We start from the raw sequence: 11,852 nt of genomic DNA on the forward strand, positions 1-11,852 counted from the left end.
GAAGACTGTTCGCGCGTGCCATGCTGCCGCCCCGCGCCCGGGAAAAGCTGCTTCAGCGCGGGATCGGCCGTAAGGCGGCGCAGGTAACGCGGGCCGCCGCTTACGCTCGACTGATGGGTGAAAGTGGTGCCCGGGGACGGAGTCGAACCGCCGACACTGCGATTTTCAATCGCATGCTCTACCAACTGAGCTACCCGGGCATGATCCGCTTGGCGGACCGGAGAGGCGCGTCCTTAATCGGGCTTTTCGGCGCTGTCCACCCCGTCTTCGCGGTTATGCGCAAGAATGTCGGGATCTTCCTGGTGGCCAGCCGGAATCGTATAGCCCTCACCAAGCCATTTGAGCAGGTCGCGGTCCTGACAGCCCTGGCTACAGAAGGGCGCGTGAAGGGGATGGGGCGCTTTGCCGCAAAGCGGGCAGGGTTTGGTTCTCGCCATCATCGTACCTCGAAACGGATGTCGGCGCCGGTACGCCGCGCGAGCGCGTCGCGCCAGTGCGGGCGACGGGCGAGCGCGGCGTGGATCGGCGCGCTGACAGGGTGCAGCGCGGGCACCGGCGGGGGCGTGCGCTCGATCGTGCGCAGCAGCGCGCGCGCGCGGGTCGCGGCCGGGTCGGCGCGGAGCAGTTCGGGCAGCGATTCGCGCGTTCGCCGGCGGATGATTTGCAGGAAGCCGAAGCCGTTGACGGCGGTGCGTTCGAACGGCTGCGGTAGGCCGGCGTCGATCTCCGCCGCCACCGCCTGACGCGGGCCCTTGCCGGCGAGCGTCGGGAAGTCGATGCCGATCGAGCCGCCGATATCGTGCCGCACGATCGCCGCCGCCACCGCCCGCGCCGCCGCGACGGCGAGCGGTTCGAGCGGACCCGAGCCGTCGACGTCGAAGAGGGTCATCGCCGGGGTCGGTGTCATGCGCAGCGCGCCGCCGGGGAAGACGATATCGCCGGTGATCGCTTCCTCGATCAGCTCGGACCAGCCAGCCGCCTCGAACGCGTCGCTCTGGTGGGGCAGGCAGGTGCGCACCGCCGTGCCGCCGGCGGTGATCCGTTCGAGCAAGGTCGGGGCGGGGCGGAGCGGCGCTTCGGTGGGGAAGGCGCGTGGCAGCTTGTCGCGGCCGCTCTCGCGGATCGCCTCGCGCGTGATCTCGACCGTCAGCGCCGCACCTTGCGTGATGCCGGGCGGCAGCGCGTGGAGCGTCGCTTCGCCGCCATCGAACGTCACGCGCCCCTCGCGACCCTTGATCGTGATCTCGATCAGTCGCGCCGCCAGCACCGCGCCCAGCCTTGGACAGGTCTCGTCAAGCGCGAGGCGGGCTTTGAGGATGCGCCCATTCTCGACCAGCAGCGCGCGCGCCTCGCCGATGCCGTCTTCGTAGAGCCACTCAGCCAAGCGGGATGCCGGAGGCGATCAGCAGCGCCCGCGTCTCGAACAGCGGCAGGCCGACCACGCCCGAATGGCTACCGGCGAGGTAGCGCACATAGGCCTCCGCGCGGCCTTGGATGGCGTAACCGCCGGCCTTGCCGAGCCCTTCGCCGCACGCGACGTACGCGTCGATCTCGGCGGGAGAGAGCGGCTTGAACGTGACGATCGTGTCGGCGATGCGGGTGCGCATCTTGCCGTTCGCGTCAATCGCGCAGACTGCGCTGATGCAATGGTGACGCCGGCCCGACAGCAAGGCGAGCAGCTCGCGCTGGATCGCCTCGGTTTCGGCGGGCGGCAGGATGCGGCGGCCGACTGCGACGGTGGTGTCGCCTGCGATCACCACTTCGTCGGCCCCGCGCGCGACGGCGGCGGCTTTCTCCTGCGCCAGCCGCAGCGCATAGGCGCGCGGCAGCTCACGCGGGCGCGGCGTCTCGTCGATCGCGGGCGCTTCGATCCGCGCGGGCACGGCACCGATCCGCGCAAGCAGATCGCGCCGGCGCGGCGAGGAGGAGGCGAGGACCAGCTCAGGCGTCATCGGGTCGGTTCGGTTCGAAGCGGGCGTGCGCCCCCGCGCGCATCACTTGAAGCGATAGGTGATACGGCCCTTGGTGAGATCATAGGGCGTCAGCTCGACCAGCACCTCGTCGCCGACGAGCACGCGGATGCGGTTCTTGCGCATCTTGCCGGCGGTGTGGCCGAGGATTTCGTGATCGTTCTCAAGCCGGACGCGGAACATGGCGTTGGGCAGAAGCTCCACCACCTGTCCGCGCATTTCGAGCAGTTCTTCTTTTGCCAAACAAACCTCTGGGTAACTTTAGGGGAATCCGAAGTGAAGCGCGCCCATAGCCGCAAAGCGCTCCAAAGGGAAGCATGCGGCTGCGGCGCCGTGAATCCGGCGCGTCACGCCGGATTGTATTGCTTCAGGAACGCCTCGAGTTCTTTGAGGAACTGGACCCGGTCGGCTTCGGATGAGAGATGGTGGTCGCCGCCCGGTTGTTCAATATAACGGTAGGTCTTGCCCGCCGCTTTAAGCCGGGAAACCATTAACCGCGATTGCTTGACGGGCACGGTGGTGTCGTCAGTGCCGTGCATCAGCAGCACGGGGATCGAGAAATCGGCCGCGAAGTTGGCGGGTGACACCGCGTTCAGATCGGGCGAGCGGGCGCGAAAATAATCTTTGTTGCGACCGCCATTGAGGAACGCGCCATCATAGCGGACCATCCCCGGCATATCTGAAACACCCGCGAACGATACCGCGCACCGGTATATGCCCGTGTCGCGCTGCGCCGCGCGCAGTGCCGCATAGCCGCCGTAGGAGCCGCCGACGATACACACACGCTTACTATCCGCCAGCCCTGCCTTGATCGCCCAGCTGACCGCGTCGGTCAGATCGTCCTGCATGGCGAGGCCCCACTGCCCACGACCCATCTCGGTGAATTTGGTGCCATATCCCGAGGAGCCGCGGTAATTGGGCTGAAGTACCGCATAGCCGCGATTGGCGAGAAACTGCGCCCACCAATCCCAGCTCTCGTCGTCGCGCGCGATCGGGCCGCCGTGCGGCATCAGGATCATCGGCAGGTCTTTGGCCGCGCGTCCGGCAGGCAGCGTGAGTACCGCGCGGATCTCCAGCCCATCGCGTGCTTTGTAGGTGATCGTCTTCACCGGTGCGAGCCGCTTGCCGTCGAGCTGACTGTTGGTGACGGCGAACAGATGCAGCACGCCTTCCTTGGGTGTGTAGAGATAATAAGCGCCGGGGGAGGATGGTTCGCTGACCTTGACGATGAGGCGCGAACGATCGCTGTTCCACGAGACGATCTGCGCGTGGCGCGGCGCTATCGCTTTATCGAAATCATCCTGAATGCCGGCCAGTACCGGATCGGTCCAATGCGTGTGGAGGTGGGTGTCGGTGTAGCGCGCACCGATCATCTGGGTCTGCGCATCGTCGGTCAGCAGACTGTCCACATCGTAGCCTGAGACCGAATAGAGCGGCGCGCCGCGCGTCATGGTCTTGAGGTCGAGCGGGTAAATCGTCGAGTAACCGCCGGCATCATCGTGGATGGCGAGCGCCTTGCCGGGTTCGGGCAGGAACAACGCCGGGTAATTGTCGAGCGAATTGCCCGCGCCCTTGGCGCGCTCGATTACCTTGAACGAGGTGCCTGGCTGCTCGCGGTACAACGCACGATAGGTGCGGTCCCGATCGTTATATCCTACGCCGTACCGCACCACACCGCGCCCGTCGGCATACCAGCTCATCACCGAGTCGGTGGAGGGTACGACTTCCTTGCTGCGCCCGGTTGAGACATCGAAATCGCGGACGTCGGGCCAGAAATCCTGCCCAACGTAGATGCTTCGCTGCATGGCGATCAGCACGTGCGGCGTGCCGTCGTGCGCGCTCCACAGAATGTCGTCGCCATTCTGCCCCATCGGATCGGCCACGAGTGGAATGATCTTCTTGCCGTCGGCGGACACGCTCACTGCCCGGGTGACATAGAAATCGTCACCGTCGACCGGTTGGCTCTTGCCGGTGCGGACCACCAGCCACTGATCGTTGACCCACTGCCAGCCGTTGAGATCCTGCTTGCCGGGATCGATCGATGCCATTTTCGATTTGTCTGCGACCGGCACAATCGCGAGCCGCTGCTTGCCGTGCAGTGCGATACGCGTCGCGATGCGTGTGCCGTCGGGCGAGAGTTGCGGCGCCTCGATGAACGGCAACGCGGCAAAGGCTTCGAGTGGGATGAGCGGAGCAGGGTCAAGCGCCGAAGCTGTTGTTGCCGCCGCTGCCGGTGCGGGAGGCTCGGTTTGCCCGGATGCAACCGATGCCATCACCATCGTGAGACCAAATATTGCTGAACCGGCGCCTGCGCGCGAAACCTTCATCGATGCCCCCCCCCCGGAATGTCCCCGCCGACCGGCGCGTCGTGCGCGGCAGATCGGCGAAGTCATGATTAAATCGAGGAAAGGGGCAGGAAAAGCGATAGTTGTGGTGAACGCTTTTACACGATCGGCGCGGTCTCGTCGTCCGAGTCCATCACGCCACGCGCGATGTTCGAGCGGCGGTAGCCATACAGGAAGTAGAGCACCAGGCCGATCCCGGTCCAGGCGAAGAACAGCACCTGCGACTGGATGTTGAGGCTGAAGAACAGCACCAGGCAGCCGATGATCGCCAAGGGCGCGACCACCCACACCAACGGGGTGCGGAACGGGCGCTTGCGGCCCTTGTCGGTGATGCGCAGCACCATCACGCCGATCGACACCATCGCGAACGCGAACAGCGTGCCCGAGTTCGAATAATCGGCAAGCGTACCCACCGGCAGGAAGGCCGCAGCGACCGCGACCACCGTGCCGGTGACGATCGTCACGACATAAGGCGTCTTGTAGCGCGGATGCACCGCCGACAGCTTGGCGGGAAGCAGCCCGTCGCGCGCCATCACAAAGAACACACGCGTCTGGCCGAACATCATCAGCAGCACCACCGAGGGCAGCGCGATCGTCGCGGCAAGCCCGACGATCTGGCCGAAGATCGGCGACGACACCTGACGCAGCACATAAGCGAGCGCCTCCTTCGAACAGACCAGCGGCGCGGTCGCCGACTGGCAGGCGGCGCTGGCATAGAGTTCGGGCGAGCCTTCGATGAAATACTTGCCGGTCGCCGCATCGATCAGCGGCTGTGCGCCATAGGCGCCGATCGCGCCGGCGGCGACGACGATGTAGAAGATCGTGCAGATCGCGAGCGAGGCGATCAGCCCGATCGGCACGTTGCGCTGCGGGTTCTTGGTTTCCTCCGCCGCGGTCGAAACCGCATCAAAACCGACATAGGCGAAGAAGATCGAGGCGGCCGCACCCAGCACGCCGGTGCCGGTCGATCCGACCAGGCTGCCCCAGCCGCGCGGGGCGAACGGCGCGAAGTTGGCGGTGTGGCCCATGATCATCGGCACGGTGATGATCGCGAACAGCGTCAGCGCGGCGATCTTGATGGCGACGAGCACGGCGTTGACGGTGGCGCTTTCCTTGGTGCCGATCACCAGCAGCCACGTCACGAAACCGGTGACGAGCACCGCCGGCAGGTTGATGATGCCGCCGACCTCACCGCCCTCAAGGAAGCCGAGCGAGATCTTCGGCCCGACCGTGAGGAAATGCGGCAGATGTATCCCGAACCCGTCGAGGAAGCCGACGATGTGGCCGGACCACCCGACCGCCACCGCACTTGCCCCCAGCGCATATTCGAGGATCAGCGCCCAGCCGACCAGCCACGCCATCAACTCGCCCATCACCGCATAGGAATAGGTGTAGGCAGACCCCGCGACCGGCACCATCGACGCTAGTTCGGAATAGCACAAGGCAGCGAATATGCAGACCGCGCCGGCGACGACGAAGGACATGATCATGCCCGGTCCCGCTTTTTGCGCGGCGGTCGCAGTCAGCACGAAAATGCCGGTGCCGATCACGGCGCCGACGCCGAGCATCGTCAATTGAAACACGCCGAGCGAGCGGTGGAGAGATTTCTTCTCCGCCGTCGCGAGGATCGCGTCCAGAGATTTAATACGCCCAAAAATCATCAAGGAACCCCCGGGAAATCGGTAACGCCCGGCTCTCACTGGCCGTTCTGTCGGAATGGGCGCGAGCGTACCGGTAAATTCCTGTCACGCAATCCCTTTACCGCTCAGTCCGCCGCGAGCATCGGCCCGAGTTTGCGCCCGGCAAAGATATGGACGTGAAGGTGCGGCACCTCCTGATGCGAATCCAAGCCGGTATTGGCGAGCAGCCGATAGCCCGGCGCGACCAGCCCCGCCGCCCGCGCAACCGCGCCGACGGCGCGGACGAAACCGGCGATCTCCGCGTCGCTGCCGCGCGCGCTGAAATCGTCCCACGAGACATAGGCCCCGCGCGGGATCACCAGCAGATGCGTCGGCGCTTGCGGAGCGATGTCGTGGAAGGCGACCGCATAATCGTCTTCATAGACCCGCTTCGACGGGATCTCGCCGCGCAGGATCTTGGCGAAGACGTTCTGGTCGTCATAGGGCAGGGTGGCGTCGATCGGCATAGCGGCTCCTTCGGATCGGTCATTCCCAAGTCCGTTCGTGCTGAGCGAAGTCGAGGCACCTGTGCTCGCACGAACGGGAATCACGCCTGGCGCGTGGCTTTCTCGTCGATCCCCGACAGCCCCTCGCGGCGGCGCAGTTCGGCGCGCACGTCGTCGAGGCTGAGGTCCGCGTCGGCGAGCAGCACGAGCAGGTGGAAGACGAGGTCCGCCGCCTCGCTGGTGAGCGCTTGGCGGCTTTCGGAGACGGCGGCGATCACCGTCTCGGTCGCTTCCTCGCCGACCTTCTGCGCGATCTTGGCGCGGCCCTTACCGAACAGCTTGGCGACGTAGGATGAGGCAGGGTCGGCGCCCTTGCGCGCGCGGATCGTCGCTTCCAGCGTGTCGAGAATGTCGTCCATGCGTGTCAGTCCCGTTCGACCGGCGGCTTCTGCCGGGGCTTGAGGAAGCGCTTGCGCAAAGCACGGCGGACGAGGAACACGCCGATCGCCGCCATCACGAACAAAGCGATATCGGACGCGGCCGGGGCGGTCCGCTCGACGGGCACGCCGGTATGGGCGGCGGAGGCGAGGAGGAGAGTGAAGGGCATAAGCGCGTCTTAGCAGCGCCACGGCGGATTGCCACACTCGTCGCCCCGGCGCAGGGGCCGCCGAGTTTGGTTCAATGCGCCTGCCAGATTACGCAGCGGCCCCGGCCTGCGCCGGGGCGACGGATCAGGCAATCGGCCGCCGCACCGGTATCCCCGCCGCCGCGAGCGCGGCATGCGCGTCCGCAATGCTGGCGTCGCCGAAGTGGAAGATCGAAGCCGCCAGCACCGCGCTGGCATGCCCCTCGACCACGCCGGCGACAAGATCGCTCAGGCCCCCGACGCCGCCCGAGGCGACCACTGGCACGCCGACCCGGTCCGCGATCGTGCGCGTCAGGTCGAGGTCGAAGCCGCTGCGCGTGCCGTCGCGGTCCATCGAGGTGACGAGCAACTCGCCCGCACCAAGCTCGGCGAGCCGCACCGCATGCGCGACTGCGTCGATACCGGTGCCGCGCCGCCCGCCGTGGGTGAACACCTCCCAGCCGTCTGCGCTGCGGCGCGCATCGATCGAAGCGACGATGCACTGGCTGCCGAAGCGGTCGGCGATCTCCGCCACTACCTCCGGACGCGTCACCGTCGCCGAATTGACCGCAACCTTGTCCGCCCCTGCCAGCAGCAGCGCGCGCGCATCCTCGGCCGATCGCACGCCGCCGCCGACCGTGACCGGCATGAAGCACACCTCCGCCGTGCGCCGCACCACGTCGAGGATCGTGCCGCGCGCCTCGTGGCTGGCGGTGATGTCGAGGAAACACAGCTCGTCCGCGCCCGCGGCGTCGTAGGCGCGTGCCTGCTCGACCGGATCGCCGGCATCCTTGAGGTCGACGAAGTTGACGCCCTTGACGACGCGGCCGTTTGCCACGTCGAGACAGGGGATCACGCGCGCGCGGACGGTCATTCTTGCAACCCCAACCTAAGCAGTAACAGCCCGCAGACGAAGAAGCCGGCAGCGACCCCGAAATTGACGGCAACGACCGGCAGAAACCAGCGCGGATCGTCTTGGCGGTTGAAAATCGATTGTTCGCCACGCGCGAGCAAAACGCGGACCTTTCGCGCCTGATAATCAGCGTATGTGATGTAACCAGCGTAGATCCCGATCCCGGAGAGAACGGTAGCGCCGATTATATCGCTCACGCCGCCTTCGCCACCGCCAGCGCCGTCGCCAGATCGAGCCGCCCGTCGTACAGCGCACGCCCGGTGATGACGCCCTCCACGCCGTCGCGGGCATGGAGCGCGAGCACGTGGATCTCGCCGATTCCCGCCACGCCGCCGCTCGCGATCACGGGGATGCGGACCGCGCGCGCGAGATCAACGGTCGCCTCGACGTTGCAGCCTTTGAGCAGCCCGTCCCGCCCGACATCGGTGAACAGCAGCGCCGCGACGCCGGCATCCTCGAACCGGCGCGCCATGTCGGTGACCGTGACGGTCGAGATGTCCGCCCAACCCTTGGTGGCGACGAAGCCGTCGCGCGCATCGACCGCGACGACGATGCCGCCGGGAAACGCGCGCGCCGCCTCGCGCACCAGATCAGGGTTCTCCAGCGCGGCGGTGCCGATCACCACGCGCGACACGCCGAGATCGAACCAGCGCTCGATCGATTCGCGCGTGCGGATGCCGCCGCCGAGTTGCACATGGCCGGGGAAGCGCTCGACGATGCTGCGCACCGCATCGCCGTTGACCGACGCGCCCGCGAACGCGCCGTCGAGATCGACCACATGCAGATACTCCGCGCCGGCATCGGCGAACAGCATCGCCTGCGCGGCGGGATCGTCACCATAGACAGTGGCGCGGTCCATATCGCCCTCGGCGAGGCGCACGACCTGACCGCCCTTGAGGTCGATCGCGGGGAAGACGATGAGGGTCATATCAAATCCGTCGCTTGGCCATATGCGTCACCCCAGCGAACGCTGGGGTCTGAATGGGGAGGGCGCCCCGCCCATACCGGGAGATCCCAGCTTGCGCTGGGATGACGTGGCGGGCTACGGTCACGGCTTCCACGTCAGGAACCGTGACAGGAACTCCAGCCCGTAGCGCTGGCTCTTTTCGGGATGGAACTGCACGCCGAGCACGTTGTCGCGCCCGATCGCGGCGACGACCGGGCCGGCATGATCGCTGGTGGCGACGACATCCGCACCGGTGAAGGCGTAGCTGTGCAGGAAATAGGCCTCCCCGCGCGGGATCATCGCATGGTCGCGCACCGGCACGACGTCGTTCCAGCCCATATGCGGCACCTTGGCGGAGGGATCAGCGGGGGCGAGGCGGCGGACCGTGCCCTTGATCCAGCCTAGGCCGGGATGCACGCCGAACTCCTCGCCGGTGTCGGCCAGCAACTGCATGCCCACGCAGATGCCGAGGAACGGCACGCCATCACGGTGGACGCGCTGCTCCATCGCCTCGACCATACCAGGCACCGCGCGCAAAGCCGAGGCGCAGGCGGCGAACGCGCCGACGCCGGGTAGGACGATGCGGTCGGCCTTGGCGACCACGGCGGCGTCGGCGGTGATCGCGACATCGTCCGCACCCGCTGCCTTCAACGCATTGGCGACCGAATGCAGGTTGCCCGCGCCATAGTCGATGAGGGCGAGCGTCATACCGCCAAACTCGTCACCCCAGCGCAGGCCGGCGCCGCTACGCGGCTGGATTGGCCGGCAGCCTGATCCCACACCTCTATCGTCACCCCAGCGAAAGCTGGGGTCTCAGCGTGCCGGGTGGAACGCCAGCCCCAGGAAGACCCCAGCTTTCGCTGGGGTGACGACAAGGCGCGGGGTGACGGCTTGAGGAGGGGCATCACAATACCCCCTTGGTGCTCGGGATCGCGTCCGCCTTGCGCGGATCGATCTCGGTCGCGGTGCGCAAGGCCCGCGCGACGCCTTTGAATGCGCCCTCGGCGATATGGTGGTTGTTGGTGCCGTACAGCTTCTCGATATGCAGCGTCAGCCCGGCCGCGCCGGCGAAGCTGTGGAAGAAGTGGCCGAACATCTCGGTATCCATGCTGCCCAGCCGTTCCATCGTGAAGTCGCACTTCCACACCAGATACGGCCGCCCCGAAATGTCGATCGCGACGCGCACCAGCGTCTCGTCCATCGGCGACAGCGCGTCGCCGTAGCGGCGGATGCCGGTCTTGTCGCCGAGCGCCCTGGCCACCGCCTCGCCGATGGCGATGCCAGTATCCTCGACGGTGTGATGCTCGTCGATGTGCAGATCGCCGACCGTCTTGACGGTGAGGTCGATCAGCGAATGGCGCGACAATTGTTCGAGCATGTGATCGAAGAAGCCGATCCCGGTCGAGACCTGATAGAGCCCGGTGCCGTCGAGGTTGACGGTCACGTCGATCGACGTCTCCTTGGTGGAGCGCGAGATGGTGGCGGTGCGCATCGCGTCTCCATAGCGCGCGCTGGCCGTCATGCAATCGGAAGGGGAAACTTCGCGCTCGAACCTTGACCCCCGGGCAAACCCCGCTACCCAAGGGCGCATGAGCGATGGAATGCCAGACAGCCTGATTCCGTATGACGAGATCGTACAGGAGGCGCTGCGTGCCGTGGTCGGGCGCGTGCTCGGCTCGGTCGCGTCGAACGGCGGCCTGCCGGGCGACCACCATTTCTACATCACCTTCAAGACGCAGGCGGCTGGCGTCGACATCCCGCAGCGCCTGATGGAGCGTTTCCCCGACGAGATGACGATCGTCATGCAGAACCGTTTCTGGGATCTGCTGGTTGATGATTCGAAGTTCTCGGTCGGGCTGAGCTTCAACCAGGTGCCATCCAAACTGGTGATTCCCTATTCGGCGATCACCGGCTTCCACGATCCGGCGGTGAACTTCGAACTGCGCTTCCAGGCGCAGGAAGGCCCCGAAGGCCCCGATCCGCAGGACAGCGCCGAGAACGACGGCCCGGGCGTGACGCCGGTCGAGGATGGCTCGAACGTCGTGAGCGTGGACTTCAAGCGGAAGAAATAAGGGAGCGAGCCGCGTAGCGACGCTACGAGGCGGTCGCGCCAGCGACGCTCCCGACCGGCCGGCGCGGGCAACGCCCGCGTCCGACCCTCGCCTGCGCGAGGGCAGGCTTACGGGATTCACTCCCGTGACGGCCTCACCCCCGCTACCGACGCTCTACCGATACATGGAACTTCGGCACCAGCGCGCAGTCACGCGGCGCGGTGCCATACGCGGCGTGGTCGAGACAATTGGCAGCGGACGCGAAATTTACCCCGGTCGCGGCGCGAACGATGCCGTTGTCCCGCATCGAAGCGTCCACGCCGCCGCCATCGCTCGCGGTCGTGATGTCGCGGTCGAACAGAACCCGGCCATTGTCGATCCGCGCAAGCCGGTAGTGCAGCGTGACGCTCGCCGTGTTGTGGCTGCCGATGTGGAACGGCGCACGCCCCGCCAGCCACGTCACCGTCAGCCGGAAGCGTGCATCGGCAGGCGCTTCGGCGAGCAAGTGCATCGACTGCAAGCTGTCGCGGAGCGCGGCATTGACGCTCGCGCGTTTGGCGGCACCGATGAAGTTGAGCGAGGAGCTTTTGACGACCGCGGGCAGGCCGTCGATCTCGCCGACCTGCACGCGATGATAGAGCGGGTGGGTGGGGGCGACCGGTTGCGGCGTCTCCGGCCGGAACGGCAACCCGATCACGACCATTGGTATGTCATCGCCCGGCTTCGCCGCTGCGGCGGTTGCGGTCAGGCCTAGCAGGGCGGCGAGATAGAGAGTGCGCATGGCTGCGATCTTCACCTGAGGGAGATGAGATCGCGTTAACGGCACCGCCCGTTACCGCGCATCGAAATTCCCGATCATGCGTCCTATGTTCGACCC

General features: G+C 66.5%; 16 protein-coding genes and 1 tRNA gene. 1 reads left to right on the forward strand and 16 read right to left on the reverse strand.

Annotated elements, in window-relative coordinates:
- Positions 1-124: 124 nt before the first annotated feature.
- From AC3ANX_RS04560 to hisB, 15 genes are all read right to left on the reverse strand, one after another.
- Positions 125-200: transfer RNA gene (locus AC3ANX_RS04560), tRNA-Phe, on the reverse strand.
- A 33-nt stretch (positions 201-233) separates the two neighbouring features.
- The gene (locus AC3ANX_RS04565) at positions 234-437 is read right to left on the reverse strand and encodes a DNA gyrase inhibitor YacG (protein WP_488336882.1); all 204 of its coding nucleotides are present in this window, start codon (positions 435-437) and stop codon (positions 234-236) included.
- Positions 437-1,384: a ribonuclease gene (locus AC3ANX_RS04570; RefSeq protein WP_488335846.1), complete on the reverse strand. Its 948-nt coding sequence runs from the start codon at positions 1,382-1,384 to the stop codon at positions 437-439. Before AC3ANX_RS04570 ends, AC3ANX_RS04565 begins: the two co-directional genes overlap by 1 nt.
- A complete protein-coding gene (locus AC3ANX_RS04575; protein WP_488335847.1) occupies positions 1,377-1,952 on the reverse strand; it encodes a Maf family protein in 576 nt (191 codons plus the stop codon). The genes AC3ANX_RS04570 and AC3ANX_RS04575 overlap by 8 nt, the downstream gene beginning before the upstream one ends.
- Positions 1,953-1,994: 42 nt before the next feature.
- Positions 1,995-2,213, reverse strand: a complete 219-nt coding sequence (gene infA / locus AC3ANX_RS04580) for a translation initiation factor IF-1 (RefSeq protein WP_003049127.1) — start codon at positions 2,211-2,213, stop codon at positions 1,995-1,997.
- A gap of 104 nt (positions 2,214-2,317) precedes the next feature.
- The gene (locus AC3ANX_RS04585; RefSeq protein ID WP_488336883.1) at positions 2,318-4,363 is read right to left on the reverse strand and encodes an alpha/beta hydrolase family protein; all 2,046 of its coding nucleotides are present in this window, start codon (positions 4,361-4,363) and stop codon (positions 2,318-2,320) included.
- A 50-nt stretch (positions 4,364-4,413) separates the two neighbouring features.
- A complete protein-coding gene (locus AC3ANX_RS04590) occupies positions 4,414-5,976 on the reverse strand; it encodes an amino acid permease (RefSeq protein ID WP_488335848.1) in 1,563 nt (520 codons plus the stop codon).
- Between the two features lie 104 nt (positions 5,977-6,080).
- Positions 6,081-6,461 carry an HIT domain-containing protein gene (locus AC3ANX_RS04595; protein WP_488335849.1) on the reverse strand — a complete coding sequence of 127 codons (381 nt, stop codon included), beginning with the start codon at positions 6,459-6,461 and terminating at the stop codon, positions 6,081-6,083.
- Positions 6,462-6,541: 80 nt separating this feature from the next.
- The gene (locus AC3ANX_RS04600) at positions 6,542-6,859 is read right to left on the reverse strand and encodes a phosphoribosyl-ATP diphosphatase (RefSeq protein WP_488335850.1); all 318 of its coding nucleotides are present in this window, start codon (positions 6,857-6,859) and stop codon (positions 6,542-6,544) included.
- Between the two features lie 5 nt (positions 6,860-6,864).
- On the reverse strand, positions 6,865-7,047 hold the full coding sequence (locus AC3ANX_RS04605) for a hypothetical protein (protein ID WP_488335851.1): 183 nt from the start codon (positions 7,045-7,047) through the stop codon (positions 6,865-6,867).
- Positions 7,048-7,171: 124 nt separating this feature from the next.
- A complete protein-coding gene (gene hisF, locus AC3ANX_RS04610; protein ID WP_488335852.1) occupies positions 7,172-7,939 on the reverse strand; it encodes an imidazole glycerol phosphate synthase subunit HisF in 768 nt (255 codons plus the stop codon).
- Complete coding sequence (locus tag AC3ANX_RS04615) at positions 7,936-8,175, reverse strand: hypothetical protein (protein ID WP_488335853.1); 240 nt, start codon at positions 8,173-8,175, stop codon at positions 7,936-7,938. The genes hisF and AC3ANX_RS04615 overlap by 4 nt, the downstream gene beginning before the upstream one ends.
- The gene (gene hisA / locus AC3ANX_RS04620) at positions 8,172-8,906 is read right to left on the reverse strand and encodes a 1-(5-phosphoribosyl)-5-[(5-phosphoribosylamino)methylideneamino]imidazole-4-carboxamide isomerase (protein WP_488335854.1); all 735 of its coding nucleotides are present in this window, start codon (positions 8,904-8,906) and stop codon (positions 8,172-8,174) included. The genes AC3ANX_RS04615 and hisA overlap by 4 nt, the downstream gene beginning before the upstream one ends.
- A gap of 120 nt (positions 8,907-9,026) precedes the next feature.
- A complete protein-coding gene (gene hisH, locus AC3ANX_RS04625; RefSeq protein ID WP_488335855.1) occupies positions 9,027-9,632 on the reverse strand; it encodes an imidazole glycerol phosphate synthase subunit HisH in 606 nt (201 codons plus the stop codon).
- A gap of 196 nt (positions 9,633-9,828) precedes the next feature.
- Positions 9,829-10,416 (reverse strand): imidazoleglycerol-phosphate dehydratase HisB, encoded by a 588-nt coding sequence (hisB, locus tag AC3ANX_RS04630; RefSeq protein WP_488335856.1) that lies wholly within the window; start codon positions 10,414-10,416, stop codon positions 9,829-9,831.
- Between the two features lie 97 nt (positions 10,417-10,513).
- Here hisB and AC3ANX_RS04635 point away from each other — a divergent pair, with 97 nt between their 5' ends.
- On the forward strand, positions 10,514-10,996 hold the full coding sequence (locus tag AC3ANX_RS04635; RefSeq protein WP_488335857.1) for an SspB family protein: 483 nt from the start codon (positions 10,514-10,516) through the stop codon (positions 10,994-10,996).
- A 142-nt stretch (positions 10,997-11,138) separates the two neighbouring features.
- On the opposite strand, the gene AC3ANX_RS04640 is transcribed toward AC3ANX_RS04635, so the two are convergent.
- Positions 11,139-11,756 (reverse strand): hypothetical protein, encoded by a 618-nt coding sequence (locus AC3ANX_RS04640; RefSeq protein WP_488335858.1) that lies wholly within the window; start codon positions 11,754-11,756, stop codon positions 11,139-11,141.
- Positions 11,757-11,852: the final 96 nt, after the last annotated feature.

This window comes from Sphingomonas sp. BRN-1R (genome assembly GCF_057748035.1).